Raw genomic sequence first — 17,793 nt, forward strand, 5'->3', positions numbered from 1 at the left:
CACGCCATGAATCACCGCTCTTAACGCCAGTCTCCCAAAATCGGCTGATAGGCTTGCAAATAGTCGTTCACAAGCTGCTTGGCGAGCGAATAAGAACCGACCAACGGATGCGAGGTTAACGCTTCGATCGCCAGTTCCTTCGATTTGTGATGGATGGCTTCTATCGTTAACCGCTCGAAATGCTTCACATTCCTCATCAAGAGGTACATCGCTTCCGGTATGTCGCCGATGTGGACGGGTGTCGCGCCCTCTGCGGTGATGGTACACGATACTTCCACGACATCCTCGTCGCGAAAGCCGGCAATGCTTCCCTGGTTCGGCACCGACAGCACGATATTATGCTCGGCCCCCGTCTGCAGGGAATCGACGAAATCAAGCATGACCCCCGCGTAGCCGAGCGTATTCGGAAGCTGTAATTGTTCGGCAGGCGGCACGTGCTTCGACTTCCCGTTCGTTTCAATCGCCATGTAGGAGGCTTCCCGCTTCTGCGAGTAGTACATATACGTCTGAAGCGCCTGCTCAGGCTGGTTAAGGATGTTTAGCTGCTTCAGAGCGGCTAGCATTTCCGCATTATTTTGAGCAATCATCTGGCCTCGCGTCATACCGGCTTTCACGATATTATCCATCGCTTGTTCTCTATGATAGTAATAGTACAAATATTCATTAGGCAGATAGGGAAGAGATTTCAGTAAATCCGGGTCGAACATCTTGAATTCATCGACGCGCGACAGGAAGTCTGCGTCATTCTTCAGTCGTTCCAACACATCTTCGCCTTCATAGATGGCTTTGCGAATCCAAGACAAGTGATTAAGCCCGAAGAATTCCACGTATAACGCGCTCGGGTCTACCCCCATTGCCTCCGCCATCCGTAATTTCGTGTGACTTGGGGTATCGCAAATGCCGATTACCCGGTCATATCCCGCATTGCGAAGCGCTTGCGTAACGAGGCCCGAAGGATTGGAGAAGTTGAACATCCAGGCATCCGGCGCAACCTCTTGAGCTAATTTACAATAATCAAGCAGCACGGGTATCGTACGGAGCGCCATCGAGAAGCCGGCCGGACCCGTCGTCTCCTGCCCGATTACGCCGCGGTTCAATGCGATTTGTTCATCGATATACCGGGATTGTTCCTTCCCCGTACGGATTGTCGTGACGATGAAAGCCGCGTCTCGTAGCGCAGCGCCAGCATCCGTGTAAGACTCCAGCTCTAGACGAATGCCGCTTTGCGCGATGACGACTTGACATAATTGACTGATGATCTCAAGCTGTGCGGCATCATTGTCAAGCAGCGCCAATTTGGTGATGCCGGCTTGTTCCGCCTTCAACGTTAAGCTCTTCGTAAAGAGGACGGCACGCACGCCGCCTCCGCCGATTAAGGTCAGTTTCATCGTGTACCCTCCCAAATATCGGTTGTCTGCTCGGCCTTCTCCGCAATAAACCGCTCCATCGTTTCATGGTCCGACGTTCCAGTACTTCCGCCGAATTGACTGACGGACATCGCCCCGCAAGCGTTGCCGTACAGCAGACTCCGCTCCGTGGGTTGACTCGTCAGGAAACCGTACATATAACCGGCGTTGAAGGAATCCCCTGCACCGGTCGTATCCACGACAGGCACCTCAAAGCCCGAACGGTACATCAGCCGGCCGTTAACCGCGGCGACGGCACCTTCAGAACCCAGCTTCACTACAATATGCTTGCTATGCCGAGACAATACAGCGATGCTTTGCTCTGCTGAAGAACAGCCTGTATAGTGCCGTGCCTCCGTCTCATTCATGAAAAAAACATCCACTTGTTTCATCAGCTCATAGATACCTGCATACCATTCGCCTGTATCATCCCAGCCAACATCAATGGACGTTGTTAACCCTAAGGATTGCAGCCTGCTGGTCATCTCCATATATTCCTTATGATTGTGGCTTCCGCGATATCCCGTCAAGTGAACATGTCGCCCCAATGAAACGCTCTTCATGTCCAATTGCTGCAGGTTCAATTCCGCATTCGAGCCCATGTACGTGATAAAGGACCTGTCTTTCTCAGGATTGATGGCAATGGATATCCCCGTATTGTTCAACCTACTCGTCCGAATGAATCTGGTATCGATACCAGATTCATTCAACTTTTCCCTGACAAAGTTACCGAAGCCGTCTACGCCAAGAATGCCATTAAATGCAATCTTCAACCCTAATTTGGAGAGCGCCATGCTAAGCAATGCCGCTCCCCCTCCAACATGCAGCGTCATATTCTGCACCAGTACTTCTTGACCGGGAGCAGGCAAGTCGTTGCAGCCCGCAACGATCAAATCGATATTCGCATCCCCGATTACGATCGCATCATATGGTTTCACCGTTGATCACGTCCTCTTCGCTTGCAGTTTCTTTAATTACGTTCGTCATTCCTATTCCTGCAGCTCTCGCGAATCATTAATCGGTGCGCTAAGATAACATCCTCGTCTGGCATTTTGTCGCCCTCTATTTGCTTTAACAGCACTTCCATTGTCACTCGACCCATGAGATGAATCGGCTGCTCCATAGACGTCAGCTTGGGGCGAACTAATTCCGTCAACAGACTTCCATCAAATCCCATAATGGAAATGTCCTCAGGTACACGCAGGTTATGATCGCGGATACAATTCATCGCACCAACGGCCATATCATCGCTGACGACGAAAACCGCGGTTGGCGGCGTTTCCGTGCCGAGTAGATCTTTCATCTGATCATAGCCGCTCTGTACCTTGTAATCCCCGAACCGGATATGCTCATAGACGAGCTTTTTCCCGCTGGCCGCCATGGCATTGCGATATCCGCTATATCGGTTCTGACCTGATGTAATATCTCGCATATCGCCGCCGATAAAACCGATCGATTCATGGCCCAACTCGATCAAATACTTGGTCGCGTCAAAGGCAGCCGCATAATCATCCACGATGACGGATATGAACTTCTGATCCATCGGCTTCACGCTGGAGAAGATAACGGGAATATGGATTTTATGAATCAAATTGCGAATCGGCTCATTGATCTTTTCATGCATAATGATAATGCCTTCGACCCGCATCTCTTGAAAGGCATTCAAATACTTGAGCTCTTTATCGATATCTTCGCTAATATTGCAGACAAGCAGATGGTAGTCATTAGCGCTTGCCACTTGTTCAATACTGCTTAGAATCGTCGAATAGAAGCTCGAGGTAAGATCGGGCACAATGACGCCGATGAGATTCGTTTTCTTGCGCACCAGGCTGCGAGCGATTTGACTAGGCGCGTATCCCAATTCATCAATGGCCTTATTCACCTTTGCCTTAAGATCATCTTTAACGTACTTCTCTCCATTCAATACCCTGGAGACCGTGGTCACCGACACGCCTGCCCGCTTGGCCACGTCTTTGATTTTCACTTGCATCTTGCCCACCCCATCTTATTGCGCTTATAACCATTTAATCTTCGCTCACAAACAGCGGTTGCGAGAAAGCCGCGTAGCCGCCCTCCAGATACACGGCGATCCGAACATAGCCTTCGTCGCCTTTGCACGCATATTTCGCTTCCTTCATACGGCCAGTTGTTTCTTGGAGCACTTGGCCGTCCTTTCCGAAGAAAGTCACGTATTTGTACATTCTATCCAGCAAATCATTCGAGCGAAGATCTACACGTATCGTGTTCCCTTCTGTCCGGATCCCTTCGAATCCGTAGCCGGTCGATACATAAAAATTACCTCGATGGATCGCTTCTAGAATCGCTTCATTCGTATTTTCTTTGGCCTGGACGACATTCCAAGCCCTTCTCTCCTGACCATACACATGGGAATCATCGTTGCCGAAGCCCCACACCTTGCGTCCCGCGGAAAGAAGCGCATCCCACTTATCGAAAGCAATATCGTACTCCGGATTACCGTCTCCATTATAGACTTCAACCCCGAGATATCGTTCCATCTTCAACATGTCTTCCAGTTCCCAATAATTCGAGAACAACCGGTTCGGATGAACGAGCACGGCAAAACCGCCGTTTGCTGCCGTCATATCCACCAAACGCTGATAATTCGCTATCGTAAATTCATTGCTATACGCATCCATTATACGATGCGGAGGCTGAACGAGCAGCATATGCGTTTGCCGGCTGCTCACTTCGATCGCTTCGAATACCGTCGGAATGTCTCGTTCCCCTTCGTGTTTCGTGATTTTATCATGATCCGAGATCCCTAGAAAATCATAGCCGCCGTACATTTTATAGACCGTTTCAAGCGGAAACCATCCATCGCTATTGGCGGTATGATTGTGAAAGCTCCCTTTCAGCCAAGTACCCGTCTGTTCATAAGGGTTTATAATTTGCATCGCGTTTCTTTCCTCCCCTTGGCGGCTACTCTTTGATCGAACCGATCATAACGCCTTTTGCAAAATACCTCTGCACGAATGGATAAATGAGGATAATCGGCGTAACGACAATGACAATCGTAGCCATTTTCAGGGAGTTGCTCGTAATTTGAATTTTTAGAAGCAGATCGTAATTCGTGCCAGCCGCTTGATTTAACGTATCCCTCATCGCTTCCGCGCTCATCAGCATTTCTTGCAGTAGCGTGGATAGCGGACGCAAGCTTTCCTCGCGAACGTAGAACGCGCCCGTGAACCAATCATTCCAATGGCCGACGGCATTGAATAAGGCAATTACCGCCATAACCGGTTTGCTTAGGGGCAGAATGACCCGCATGAAAATCTGGAAATCGTTATACCCATCAATACGCGCCGATTCCTCTAAACTTGCATGAATCTGTTGGAAGAACGTCCGGAATATAATCAAATTCCACGCGCTGTATAAACTCGGAATAATATAGACCCAGATGGTGTCTGTCAGATGAATGGATTTCAGAAGCATGTAGAACGGGATCGTCCCTCCGCCAAACAGCATCGTGAAGAAAATCATCATCATGAAAAATTTCCCGCCGGGGAGCGTCTTGCTCTTCAGCGCATAAGCCGCCATTGCGGTCAGCAATACGCTGGCAATCGTGCCGACAACCGTGCGGAATAACGAAATCTTGAACGCGTCGCCGATGTTGGCTGCTTGAAAAGCATGCCTAAAGTTATCTAACGACCATATCCGGGGCCAGAAGTAAATACCGCCTTTCTCTGCGTCTTTACCAGGATTGAAGGCTAAGGCGATGATGTTCAGAAAGGGAAGAATAATGGACAGACACAACGCGATGATGATCAAATAGTTGATTGCTTTAAACGCTTTTTCTCCAACGCTCAGCTTATGAAAATCCACGGATCTCTCGCCTCCAGACAGTCGATACTAGCTTCCTTCGGAAACAGACGCTTAAGAAAGGAAAGGCGGTCTACCCGGATCTCGCGGATAAAACCGCCTTGCCTCCTGTCAATCCTTATAAATCTACCGGCGTTTTCGGATCGGCGTTTTTCTCTTCAAGTAGCTTCAGGTAGTCGTCCAATCCGGCTGCCTTCATTTGTTTCAACGCGTTATCCAGCGTTTTTTGCGCCTCTTCCGCGGTCTTGCTGTAGAAGGCTTTGACCAAACTATCGTTATAGTTATCGAAAGCAGCCTTCAACTCCGTGCCGTTTGCGAACTCGCCCAAGAATGCGGTTGGCGTGTACACATCCTTAATTTCCGCTTCCTCCCGCATTTTGTTCCAATTCATATACTCGGCGATCAGATCCGCGCCTCTACTCCTGCCCGCATTGGCTTTATCCGCCCAGTTCTCTTCGCCGAAATCGGCGATATTATCCGTATCCGTGCTGCCGAGAATGTTACCCCAGCTATTGCCTACGCCGTCAAACCCCAGTTTCTTGGCTTCATTCGGATCTTTCGCTTTCAAATCGATGACTTCTTGTTTGACCACCGGTTTGCCCTCAGCATCCAGCGTGTAATCTCGGCCTTCAATCCCGTATTTCCATAGCAGCTTGCCTTCCTTTGTCGCAAGGAAATCCGCAAACTTCATAATATCCTCTGGTTGATCGGTCGTAGTCGGAATCGCCCAGCCGCTGTAACCGGATTTGAAAGACAGCTTCATTCGCGTCGAGCCTTCTACGTCTTGAATCGGACCGATCGGCACGTAATGCGCATCTTGGTTAAAGTCTTGCATGCTGTGCATATTGCCGATGATGGCCCATGTGCCGTTGACGGCGCCTTCTGTAGCACGGCTCTCGTCAATCGTGAAAAATTCGGGATGCATTAATTTTTCGCTCAACAGATTTTTGACGAATTCCACTTTTTTCATCGCGTATGGCGTTTCTGCCTCATGAAGGATCTTACCGTCTTTGTCTTGCTTGATGCGTTGGTCGCTTGCGCCCCACTCCAAATCCATGAGCATCTTATCCGTCTCCGAACCGCCCCAGTAGGCAGGACCGATCGGCACTACGGGTTTGCCGTTACTGTCCGTGAAGTTGCCGGCTTTGATTTTCTTCGCCAGCTCATATAATTGCTCCGTTGATGTAATCGTGCGCGGATCAACCTGCAACGCATCGGCGATATCTTTGCGGATAAAGGGGCCGCCGATCAGATTGGTCGTGTAGCCGGCCTCGCGATTAATGTTCATATGCACGAAATAAGTCGATCCATTGAATTCCGGTCGGAACATGACGCTATGCTCCGTGTCTAAGGGCAAAAAACCTTTTTCCAAGTATTTGCTGTATATTTTAGTGTCTTTCATCAGAGGCGCCAGGTCGGTGAACATGCCTTCGCGAGCCGCTTTCAACAGGACCGGCATTTCCGGTCGGCCGCTGTTATTCAAGTAGAAGGCGACGAAGTCTGGCAAGTCGCCGGATGCAAGCCCCGCGATCAAACCGTCAATGGAACGATCCGCTTTCATGATTTGAATTTCAAAATCGATGCCCGTCAGTTCTTTAATTTTCGCCTTCATCTCCGGGTTCATATCTTCCGTATAATCGTCGGTGCCCATGAACACAAGCCCTTTGATTTTACGGTCGGCAATCCAGGTGGCGGGCTTCCCTTCCGAAGCCGCATTGGTTTGACCGTCCTTGCTTCCCTTGTTGTTAGAAGCGGGCTCTTGGTTGCCGTTGTTTGTACAAGCAGAAACCAGCAATACGACCAGAAGCGAAATTGCGAACATCTTGATCCATTTCTTGTTCATGTACGTTCCCCTTTTCAACTTTATTATGACGGATTGTCCATCTAAGTTGACGCTACATGGTATCGTTACCAGAGCGAAGTTTCCGACACTTTACGCGAAATGCGATTTGCTATAACTACCAATACTAACCCGATCAACCCTTGCATCATCCCGACGGCGGTGGCATAACCGTATTGACCGCTTTGCAAGCCTATTCGAATCACGTAGGTGTCCAAAATATCGGCTAGCTCCATGTTGCCCGGCGTCCGCAGCAGATAGATCTGATCGAAACCCGCCGACAAAATGTTCCCGAGCGATAAGATGAAAAGAATAATGATCGTCGGCATAATAGACGGGATCGTAATACTCCATATCTCTCGCCATTTGCCTGCCCCATCGATCTTGGCGGCCTCGTACATATCGGGATTAATACCGGAGATTGCCGCAAGATAGATAATGGAATCCCAGCCAATCGACTTCCAAACATGGCTTCCGAACATAATCGAATAAAAATAGTTGGAATCCATCATAAAGAAGGTACTGCCATCCCCGCCCATGCTCGCAATGAATTGGTTCAGCAAACCGTCGTCGGGAGCGAGAATACGCTGAATCAGGCCTACAACGATAACCCAGGAGAGAAAATGCGGTAAGTACAGAATACTCTGCGAAATATTCCGAAACCATTTGTTGCGAATTTCATTAAACATGAGGGCCAACAGGATCGGGAACGGCAAGTAGAGGAACATCTTCATCCCGCTGATAATAAGCGTGTTTTTGATCAATTCCATACTCTGATAGGAATCGAAGAAGGTTTTGAAGTATTGAAGACCAACCCAAGGGCTTCCGAGAATTCCTTTGTTGAATTTGTACTCCTTAAAGGCGAGTAACAATCCTCCCATCGGAATGTAACTAAAAATGATAAAGAACGCGATACAAGGCAGAAGCATGAAGTACAAATAACGATGAATCAAAATACGTTTCCATAACGTTCGTTTAACGATTGTCGGTTTCAACGATGCTGTGGTGGCTGCTTTCATAAGTCCGGGATCACCCTCTTCTTTCGAATTGTGGCAAGACCTTTTCTGTAAGCGTTTTCTGATAACGTTACCATAGTGAACTAAAAAAATAATTCACGGGATGAATGTCATGGTCACGCGCTGGAAAGCACTTCCACCCTCAACTTCACCTTGAGTATAGCAACATTCTTTCCCCGTTGCTACCCTTTTTTTCATCCTAACAATCTCTTAAAATCTCAAAGAGTCTTCCCGGTTTTCTTGTCGTAATCGCGTCCACTCCCATGGTCGCAAACCAATCCAGGCGTTGGGGTTCATTGATCGTATAGACCCATACCTTCAGCCCTAAGGCATGCGCTTTGTCCACCATTTGCTGACGGCAGGTCCCACCGTTCATGTTCAATCCGGCGTACCCCTGCTCCTTTGCTTCACGGCATACGGAATCTGCGAACGCCGCGTAGTGCAGCGCCTGCTGCGGCAGAAGCTCATCTGGCGTATTCAGCATCACTTGCATATCTGGATAACGTTTCGTCATGTGATCTGAACAGCCTGTAATATAAACCCGTTTCTGTGCATGAAACTTGCGTACCCACTGAACAGTCGGTTCGATGCTAGCTATCGATTTCAAATCCAAATTGAGCTTCAATTCGAGCGGCCCCGATTCCCGAAGGACCTGTTCTAGTGTCGCGATTTCATAGGTTTGATAAGACGGGTGAAGCCGGCTTCGAATGTCCGGTTGATTCAATTGCGCATACGTGTGCGTATGCAAATACGGTGAATCGTCATGCAGCAGAATAGGCGTGCCGTCATGCGTCACGCGTACATCTACTTCCACGATGTCCGCGCCGATCTGGATTCCTTCTCGGAAGGAGGCCATCGTATTATCAGGGTGAATGCCGCAGCCCGTATGGGCTGCTACCATGGTTTTGCGCATCGTTCGGGTCGCCTCTCTCTCCATATTCAATTCCCTTGCCTCCATTCATTTTAGCCTATGATCGCGAAAGGCGTATATGCCGGAAACCCCGCATGCACGCAAAAGCGGCCAAGCAGGTTCTCTTACACCTGCTTGGCCGCTTTAGGTTTCCCGCTTATAACGGCTTCCTTTACTTTTTGGATACTAACTCCAATTCAACCGGGATAGCGCCTTCGACCGTTTCCCCTTTGGCCACTTTCACGGCCGTCTGAACGGCTTCTACGCCGATCGCATCCGGTTTCTGCGCGACGGTAGCGGCAAGGGTGCCGGCGCCAACCGCAGTCAATGCGTCGTCCGTTGCATCGAATCCGACGACAATAATGCCTTTTTTCCCGGCTGCTTCAATCGCCTGCAGTGCGCCAAGCGCCATCTCGTCGTTATGCGCGAATACCGCTTGGATATCTTCGTTGCCCTGCAAAATATTTTCCATGACCGACAGGCCTTTGGCGCGGTCGAAGTCGGCCGGTTGCGAAGCGATTACGTTCACGCCTTCTTTGCCGTCTACCGCCTTGTGGAAACCATCTCCGCGATCGCGTGCCGCGGAAGTACCAGCCGTGCCCTGCAATTCAACGATGTTCCCTTTCCCGCCGATCGCTTCGAGTATGTAGTCGCCTGCCATCTGACCGCCCTTCACGTTATCGGAGGCGATATGCGTAACGACCGTTCCTCCGTTGGCGGAGCGGTCAACCGTAATGACCGGAATACCCGCGTCGTTGGCCGATTCCACGGCCGTCGCGACGGCATCGCTGTCCGTTGGGTTAATGAGAATGACGTCTACTTTTTGGGAAATCAAGTCTTCGATCCCGCTGATTTGCTTCGCCGTATCGTCTTGCGCATCGACGACGACCAGTTCCGCGCCTAACGCCGTGGCCGCTTTCATGGCACCTTCTTTAAGCGTGACGAAGAAAGGGTTGTTCTGAGTCGAAATCGACAAGCCTACCGTTACTTGGTCATCCGAGGCATTGCTTTTCGTATTTTCGGCTGGCTTGTTATTGGTCTCCGTCCCCATGGAACAACCCGATAGCAGAACGATTGAGGCAAGCAGCAAGGAATATCCGAAGAGTCTTTTTTTCATAGTAGTCATTTCTCCTTCGCGTAATGGGTTAGTTGTGTTTTTTGGAACGATCCAGCAGCACTGCAATTAGAATGACGGCCCCTTTAACGACTTGTTGATAAAACGACGATACATTCATCAGATTGAGTCCATTGTTCAGCACGCCAATGATGACGGCGCCGATCAACGTTCCGACGATCCAGCCTCTGCCGCCCGACAAACTCGTACCCCCGAGCACGACCGCCGCGATGGCGTCCAACTCGTAAGAAGCCCCTGCCGTCGGTTGAGCGGAATTGAGACGAGAAGTCAGTATCATGCCGCTCACGGCTGCCAGCATACCGCTGATGGAATACACCATCACTTTCACTTTGGATATGCTAATACCCGATAACCACGTCGCCTCCTCGTTGCTTCCGATCGCATACACTCTGCGTCCGAAAGTGGTATGTTTCAAAATGATATAGAGAACTACAAAAGCGATGACCATCCAAATAATCGGCATCGGAATTTGCAGGAAATACCCTTTGCCCAGCATGGCAAAATCTTCATTCAAGCCCGTAACCGGTTTCCCGTCCGTGTAGACGAGCGTTAATCCCCGATAGACGGTCATGGTGGCCAAGGTAACGATGAACGGAGCGAGCCGTCCTTTGGTAATAAGCAATCCATTCACGGCTCCCATTGCCATCCCCGCTACAATTCCGATCAGGACCGCAGACCATGTACTCATCCCGCCTGCCATCAATCCGGCCGATAACGCGCTTGATAAGGCGAGCGTGGCACCAACTGAAAGATCGATGCCTCCCGTCAAAATGACAAACGTCATGCCGAACGCGATCAAGGCGTTAATCGATACTTGCCGAAGGATATTCAATAAGTTGTTCACCGTTAGAAAACTATCTGCCGTAACGGAGAGCACGACGATGATGAGCAATAACCCAACTAACGAACCGAGCCCCTGGAACTTTATTTTTCTTGCTTTCAGATTGCCTGCCGTCTCAACTTGCATGCTGATCTCCTCCCCCTGTTGCGCAAACCATGATTTTTTCTTGGGTCGCCTCTTGCTGCGTAAACTCTCCCGTTATCTTCCCTTCGTGCATCACGAGAATCCGGTCGCTCATGCCGAGCACTTCGGGAAGCTCCGATGAGATCATCAGAATCGCGACTCCATCCGCTGCGAGTTGGTTCATCAGATCGTAAATCTCTTTCTTCGCTCCGATGTCGACGCCTCTAGTCGGCTCGTCCAATATGAATACTTGCGGATTCGTCGCCAGCCATTTGCCGATCACGACCTTCTGTTGATTTCCCCCGCTGAGCGAACCAACGGCTTGCGAGCTGCCGGACGCCTTAATATGCAGCTTGCTTATCATCGTATCGGACAACTGCCGCTCCTTGGCGCCGCTCAGGAAACCGAGGTTCGAAATCTTCGCCAAATTCGGCATGGACAAATTGTCGTTGATGGACATCGGCAGAAGCAGCCCTTCGTCTTTCCGATCCTCGGTCACGAGCGCGATGCCTGCGCGTATCGCGTCGATCGGCTTGCGAACGGCGATCGGCTTGCCGTCCACCGATATCGTCCCCCGATCGATCGAGTCTACCCCGAACAGCGCTTTGGCAAGCTCCGTCCGTCCCGCTCCCATTAGACCTGCAAGTCCGACGATTTCTCCGGCGCGGATGGAAAATGAAATGTCGTGCAGTTTTCCTTTCTGCGAAAGTCCGCTCACCTTCAGCTTCTCTGGGCCGAACTTGATCGCAACCTTCGGGAACCGGTCTTTGATTTCACGGCCGACCATCATTTTCACGATGTGGTCCATGCTCGTTTCTTGTACGTTCTCCGTGCCGACATATCGCCCGTCGCGCATGACCGTAATTCTGTCGCATATCCGGAATATCTCTTCCATGCGGTGCGAGATATAAATCATGCCGACGCCCTGCTTCTTGAGGGAAGCGATTACATCGAAGAGCGCGTCAATCTCCCGGTCGGTTAGAGCAGCCGTGGGCTCATCCAACACCAAAATTTCCGTATTCATCGACAGCGCTTTAGCGATTTCGATCATTTGCTGCTGGCCGACGGACAGTTCGCCAACGATCGTATCCGGGCTAATCGCTAGCCCTAACTGCGATAGATAACGCATCGATTCTCGTTTCATTTTGCGCCAATCGATGAGAGTTGTCGGTCCGAATGTATACTCCCGACCGAGGAAGATGTTCTCCATCACCGTCAAATGCGGGATGAGATTCAGTTCTTGATGGATCATGACAATTCCGAGTTGCTGTGCGGCCGATGGCGTTGCGAGCGCTTTCAAGTCGCCTTTGATTTTTACCGTTCCGCCATCCTTGGCATAGATGCCGTTCAATATTTTCATTAAGGTCGATTTCCCGGCCCCGTTCTCGCCCATCAAAGCATGCACTTCGCCTCTTTCGAGCGAGAATTCCGCCTGATGCAAGACTTTAACGTCTGAAAAGCTTTTCTCGATCCCCTTCATCTCCAGCAGCTGCGCTGACATTCTGTACCCTCCCTATCGGTGTTGCAAAGATCGCAGCGGAAACATCGTCCATCAAAACGTAACTCCCGCGTGTAAAATGACGTTCGAGTAAGCCGAGTATTCACCGGTACGAATAACGGCTTTTGCTTGACGGGTCAAGAGTTTGAATTGCTCATGGGTCATGCATTCCATCTGAGCGCCTGCCAGCGTACGTTCCGTCTTCGCAAACATGTCCGGATTGCGTTCTTTCATTTCGTCCGCTATGGTATATCGCTCCACTTGCATTTCGACCAAGATGGTTTCGAGCGTCTCCAGATAACCGGGCACCCCTTGCTTCAGCGCCAGATCAATCCTTCTTACGCCCGGAGGAATCGGCAGCCCGCTATCCGCGATTACGATCGTGTCCGCATGGCCAAGTTGACTGATCAATGCCGAGAGCTCGCTGTTGATAATCCCGATCTTCTTCATGCCTGGTCCGCTCCCGTCTTATTCCGCTCTGCCTCGAACGCCCTGACTTCTGCGATCGTCGGCATCCCCGCTTGAGCGCCGAACTTCGTTACAGCCAGTGCGGACACAAGCGAGGCGAAGTTCACTGCTTCCTCCAGGCTCCGGCCAGTTGCAATCGATATGGCCAGACCCGCGTTATAACAGTCGCCGGCCCCAGTCGTATCGACCACCGGCACTTTATGACCCGGTATGGTCTGTATCGAACCGTCATCCGCTATGTAAGCGGAACCTGCTGAACCAAGCGTCGTTACAATATGGGCCTCCCCTATCTCTTTCATCCGCTGCATAGCAAACCCGAGTGAGCTGCCGTCTGTCTCCATGCCAGTATACCGTCCAAGTTCAGTACGGTTCGGCGTTATATAATCAGCAAGCTGAAACAGCTCATCCGGTATCGGCTTTGCGGGTGCTGGGTTAAGCACAACCGTTTTACCGAATATTTTCGCTTTGCTTGCTGCATAGAGGACCGTTTCTTCGGGAATTTCCAGCTGAAGCAGCACGATATCGGCTTGTCTCAATAATGCTTCGTTACGGTCGATGTCGGCGAACTCCAACCGATTGTTCGCTCCAGGCACGACGACGATGCTGTTGTCACCTTCCGCGATATAGATCGAGGCGACGCCCGTTGCCACGCCGGCCACCTGTTTAATGCCGGATACGTCCACCCCTTCTTTCTCGAGACTGTGGAGCAGATTCTCGCCGAAGGCGTCTTGGCCGACGGCGCCGATCATCGCCGTCTCCGCTCCGAGGCGCGCCGCAGCTATCGCCTGGTTTGCTCCTTTTCCGCCGGGAATAAAGTGGACGTTCTCTCCGGTAATGGTTTCTCCCACCAACGGATACCGCGCGGTTTGGACAACGATATCCATATTCAAGCTGCCGATTACAAGCAGGTTAGGTTGTGTCATGTCCTTCTTTCCTCCTTAAGGTCGACGCCCGGGCGATCAGCTGTACATCTAGTTCATATAGCCGGTCCTCCTCAAGCGTGCCCTCGATTTTCTTGATGAGCAAACGCGAGATGAGCGCTCCCATATCGTAAATGGGCTGCGCGATCGTCGTCAGTTCCGGCATCGTAATCTCCGTGGTTTGAATGCCGTCGAATCCGCACACGGCAACCTGTTCGCCAACGCGATATCCCATTCGGTGAAGTGCTTTCAGCGCGCCGATCGCCATGAGGTCATTGCCCGCAAAAATGCCGTCGATATCCGGATGCCGTTCAAGCAACCGCTCCGTCGCTTCAATCCCGCCGGCTATCCTAAAATCCGCTGGTTCCAAAAGCGACGGCGTATACCAATCGAGATGCTGGACGGATTTCTCAAAACCGATGAGCCGTTCCTTCCCCGTAATCAGATTTTGCGGACCGTATATATGCGCGATTTTCCGACATCCTACATCTAGCAAATGTTGGACCGCCATTGCCGCGCCTTCCCTGTTTTTGGAACGGACTATACTGGCGTTCTGCTCATCGGGACCCCGATCGAGACAGACGTATGGAATACCGAGCTTCGTCAACATCTCCGCATCTTCATGCCCGAACGTATTGGAGGCGAAAATAATGCCATCGATATATTTCTGCTTCAGCGTCTCGATATATCGCTTTTCCTTGACTCCCTGATCATCCGAATTGCCGAAGATAACCGTATAACCGTAAGTCGCGGCGACATCCTCTACAGCCCGCGCCAAGTCCGAGAAGAACAGGTTCGATATATCGGGCAGGATAAGCGCGATCGTATTCGTTTTCTTGCCGGCTAATCCTCGGGCAACCTGATTGGGTGCATAGTTCAGCTTTTCGATCGCGTTCTTGATCGATTGTTCCGTTTCCGCATTCACATACCCGCTTTTATTCAAATAACGCGAAATCGTAGACACGGAAACCCCGGCCAATTTGGCCACATCACGAATGGTTGCGATGAAGAACTCCTCCTTCAAAGAAAAGGTACCGTTACCACATATGTATCATAATAAGCATTAGCACCCTTGTAATAGACACGTATAATTCAAATTAACGTTTGTGGTACCGTTACCACAAAATCAATTTATCATAGTTTTCCTCAGAAAACAACCATTTGCTCAAAAGTCGCGAGAACCCGTGGAATTGTCGAAGTCAACCGATCCAACCAATACCGTCAATATCAGCACAAAAAAAGCAATTCGACTTTGGAAAATTCAAAGTCAAATTGCTTATAAAAACTTGCGTTTAGACTGGGTTCGAACTCGTGTTCAAGCACTCTCTTCAAGACGAAGCTGACGAATATATTCCAGCACAAGATTATGTTTTCTCATCGACTTATCGTAGATGAGATTGATTTTGCCGTTGTCCAACCGGCCTAGGATGCTCGCCAGTTCCTCGTTATCATGACTCCAGTCGATTTGCCGCAAGATCTGGAAGCACGAGGTCCAATTGGGATGGCCCCCTTTTTCGATATCCAAGGTGTCATGCGCATATAACGCGATCGCTTCTTGAACGACTCTACTCGAGCTGATATACGACCCGAGTCCCGGCTGCTCCGGAAAATGCGGCAGCACTCCGTTAAGAAACTGGTGCAACACCTCCGTATAGGTCGTGGGGTCTTTCCGAACCCGCCTGGCAAGCTCGTAAGAAGCTTGGGTTTTACCCGTGAATAGCAGGGAAGCGATCGTATGCAGCCAACTAAAGCACGTGAAATTTTTGTTATATGCCGTTAGGTTGTTGCGGGTTTCCACGCCGGCGTTCTTGAGCAGCGTATTATGATCCGCTACCTGCTGGATCATTGTATTGATCGGATCGCTGCCGTCAAATGCGTGGCCGAGCTCCTTGCTGACCAGCTGGACTTTACTATTGATATCGCCGAAGAGCTGTTTCTCTTCCTCCTCGGTTAACCCGATGTACAGCTGAACGGATAGTTCGCTCTCCAGTAAATCAAGTCTTCTGGATTCAATTTGACTCAATAAGCCTTCCAGCTGCTCCGTATGCTCCCGGAGAGCGTCATCTTCCGGATGCTGGCGGCATTTCACTTTTAAGCGGCTGAGCTCCTTCTCGTATTTGCGGCTTTCCTTCGCCAACTGATCGTTGGTGAACCCCAGCGCCATGATGCGATGTTGTCCATCCAGAATACTCAGTTTGGCTCCGTGCAGCAGGATGAAATGATCCTCTCCTTTCATCAGCGAGGAGATGTCCCGCAGCGACAACGTGACAGGTCCGAAGAACACATGGTCCAGTTCCCGTTCTTGCAAATATTTCGCGATTTTGCGAAGCTGCCCGCCGCTTAGCTTCCGTTGAACCATCGGGTCGATGACCGTGTAGTTCAACAAATCATGAACGCGCATGGAAACCGTCGTAAGTCCGAAGCGCTCGCAATAAGGCTGGATTTTCATCGACAACTTAAGACCATCCATTAACCGGCGTCCTCCTTATCCGAAATGAGCAAGTGATGTTGTTCTGCATAAAAATCTTTAATCGATTGATAGGCTTTCATAATGCGGCTTCTGCGCGGCAAACGCGTCTGTTCGTCGTCCTTGTAAATGTGCTCCCACTGGATATGGGGAAGAATCTTGGTCGCGTATTGCAAGGTATACTTGTTGAACTGCTGCGATTTAAAAGCTTCCTCATGCAAAAATAAGGCAAGCGCAATCTGGATATTTTCCGACCAGCAAATGTGGCCCGGTTCCGGTTCAGGAAGGACATGAAGCAGGTTTTCAAAATAGTTGGCTGCCTGCTCGAGATGCTCGTTCAAAGCAAAGGCCGTAAAATGATACCCATTGTGACGGGCATTGACTTTCAGACGTCCTTCAAAGAGCCCTACCAACAGTTCAATCAACAACGAGTAGGAGAACAGATAGCCCGGACTCTTCCCGCGTTCGGAATAAATATCGGTTGGCAAATGCTTCATCACGGGATATTCCTGTACCAGCCGCGTCGCCATCACATGGTAGAAACGCCGTTGTTCCCGCAGCATGGCCAAATTGCCTGCTATTTTTCTTGGTAGTTTATTAATATCGGAGAAAAGCTGACGCTCCTGCTTCGGGTTAATGTCGCAATAGATCATGACGGACATCGGGAAGGCATACAGCTTCTTGAGCTTATCCGTGATTTCTTGAACTCGCTCAAATTCCCTTCGGTCCTTGGCCCTCGCCAGATTGCTCTGAAGCATCTCCATCACGCGGCGGAATGCTTCAAGCCTGTGTTGACCGTCCACCACATAACACTTCTCCATCGGCTGCAAGCGAAACGCGGACGTTTCCTGACTAAATTGGCCAGCGCCTCGCGCGGATAAGATAATGCCCGGGAAGTAAATGCTCTGCCCGTGTTCCAGATATAGCAACAGGTAATCCACGAGCTGCGAAACATTCTTGGGGATCAGTTGACGCTGAACTTCAAGATCAACCTCATAGATGGAAAACAACTTATTCATGGCGACCGTAGCGGAAAGCGTCGTTTGTCCAAATGTTCTGGACAATTGGGCGTGAATCTCGATGAAGGTCCCATTCCCTGAATGTTCAGATAGTAGATCCGACAGCGATTGTATAGGCTCCATAATCAACCTCCGTTTATATGATCTTTGATGCAGCACATCGTAACAACTCCAGCCAACTGCTTAAAAGGCTCATCCATTCCTCATTTCTTCTAAATAGTTTATCCATTTTATGATTCAACTAAAACAGACATTCTCCTCTATGCCAAAATGAAAAAAGACCTAGTAGTCAAATAAAAAGCAAAAAGAA

The 17,793-nt window shown here is 50.1% G+C and carries 16 protein-coding genes; all 16 read right to left on the reverse strand.

Going from position 1 to position 17,793, the window contains the following annotated elements:
• Nucleotides 1-20 precede the first annotated feature (20 nt).
• Nucleotides 21-1,388 carry a family 4 glycosyl hydrolase gene (locus BCM02_RS10855; RefSeq protein WP_148929087.1) on the reverse strand — a complete coding sequence of 456 codons (1,368 nt, stop codon included), beginning with the start codon at nt 1,386-1,388 and terminating at the stop codon, nt 21-23.
• Complete coding sequence (locus tag BCM02_RS10860; protein ID WP_148929088.1) at nt 1,385-2,344, reverse strand: carbohydrate kinase family protein; 960 nt, start codon at nt 2,342-2,344, stop codon at nt 1,385-1,387. Before BCM02_RS10860 ends, BCM02_RS10855 begins: the two co-directional genes overlap by 4 nt.
• A 32-nt stretch (nt 2,345-2,376) precedes the next feature.
• Nucleotides 2,377-3,396, reverse strand: a complete 1,020-nt coding sequence (locus tag BCM02_RS10865) for a LacI family DNA-binding transcriptional regulator (RefSeq protein ID WP_148929089.1) — start codon at nt 3,394-3,396, stop codon at nt 2,377-2,379.
• Between the two features lie 34 nt (nt 3,397-3,430).
• Nucleotides 3,431-4,321, reverse strand: a complete 891-nt coding sequence (locus BCM02_RS10870) for a CehA/McbA family metallohydrolase domain-containing protein (protein ID WP_148929090.1) — start codon at nt 4,319-4,321, stop codon at nt 3,431-3,433.
• Between the two features lie 25 nt (nt 4,322-4,346).
• Nucleotides 4,347-5,249 (reverse strand): carbohydrate ABC transporter permease, encoded by a 903-nt coding sequence (locus tag BCM02_RS10875; RefSeq protein ID WP_148929091.1) that lies wholly within the window; start codon nt 5,247-5,249, stop codon nt 4,347-4,349.
• A gap of 115 nt (nt 5,250-5,364) precedes the next feature.
• The gene (locus BCM02_RS10880) at nt 5,365-7,089 is read right to left on the reverse strand and encodes an extracellular solute-binding protein (protein WP_148929092.1); all 1,725 of its coding nucleotides are present in this window, start codon (nt 7,087-7,089) and stop codon (nt 5,365-5,367) included.
• Nucleotides 7,090-7,154: 65 nt separating this feature from the next.
• Complete coding sequence (locus tag BCM02_RS10885; RefSeq protein ID WP_148929093.1) at nt 7,155-8,105, reverse strand: ABC transporter permease; 951 nt, start codon at nt 8,103-8,105, stop codon at nt 7,155-7,157.
• Between the two features lie 196 nt (nt 8,106-8,301).
• Nucleotides 8,302-9,039, reverse strand: a complete 738-nt coding sequence (locus BCM02_RS10890) for a glycerophosphodiester phosphodiesterase (RefSeq protein WP_246183340.1) — start codon at nt 9,037-9,039, stop codon at nt 8,302-8,304.
• 145 nt (nt 9,040-9,184) lie between these two features.
• On the reverse strand, nt 9,185-10,129 hold the full coding sequence (gene rbsB, locus BCM02_RS10895; RefSeq protein ID WP_148929095.1) for a ribose ABC transporter substrate-binding protein RbsB: 945 nt from the start codon (nt 10,127-10,129) through the stop codon (nt 9,185-9,187).
• Nucleotides 10,130-10,157: 28 nt separating this feature from the next.
• Nucleotides 10,158-11,114 (reverse strand): ABC transporter permease, encoded by a 957-nt coding sequence (locus tag BCM02_RS10900; RefSeq protein ID WP_148929096.1) that lies wholly within the window; start codon nt 11,112-11,114, stop codon nt 10,158-10,160.
• Entirely contained in the window at nt 11,104-12,612 is a 1,509-nt protein-coding gene (locus tag BCM02_RS10905; protein WP_148929097.1) for a sugar ABC transporter ATP-binding protein, read from the reverse strand. Before BCM02_RS10905 ends, BCM02_RS10900 begins: the two co-directional genes overlap by 11 nt.
• 51 nt (nt 12,613-12,663) lie before the next feature.
• A complete protein-coding gene (gene rbsD, locus BCM02_RS10910) occupies nt 12,664-13,059 on the reverse strand; it encodes a D-ribose pyranase (RefSeq protein WP_148929098.1) in 396 nt (131 codons plus the stop codon).
• Nucleotides 13,056-14,000: a ribokinase gene (gene rbsK, locus BCM02_RS10915; RefSeq protein ID WP_148929099.1), complete on the reverse strand. Its 945-nt coding sequence runs from the start codon at nt 13,998-14,000 to the stop codon at nt 13,056-13,058. Before rbsK ends, rbsD begins: the two co-directional genes overlap by 4 nt.
• Nucleotides 13,987-15,003, reverse strand: coding sequence for a LacI family DNA-binding transcriptional regulator (locus tag BCM02_RS10920; RefSeq protein ID WP_148929247.1), 1,017 nt, complete (start codon nt 15,001-15,003; stop codon nt 13,987-13,989). The genes rbsK and BCM02_RS10920 overlap by 14 nt, the downstream gene beginning before the upstream one ends.
• Nucleotides 15,004-15,312: 309 nt before the next feature.
• Complete coding sequence (locus tag BCM02_RS10925; protein ID WP_148929100.1) at nt 15,313-16,467, reverse strand: DNA sulfur modification protein DndB; 1,155 nt, start codon at nt 16,465-16,467, stop codon at nt 15,313-15,315.
• A complete protein-coding gene (locus BCM02_RS10930) occupies nt 16,467-17,606 on the reverse strand; it encodes a DNA sulfur modification protein DndB (protein WP_148929101.1) in 1,140 nt (379 codons plus the stop codon). Before BCM02_RS10930 ends, BCM02_RS10925 begins: the two co-directional genes overlap by 1 nt.
• Nucleotides 17,607-17,793 lie beyond the last annotated feature (187 nt).

Origin of the sequence: Paenibacillus methanolicus (assembly GCF_008124765.1) — a bacterium.
Taxonomy (GTDB): domain Bacteria; phylum Bacillota; class Bacilli; order Paenibacillales; family Paenibacillaceae; genus Paenibacillus_Z; species Paenibacillus_Z methanolicus.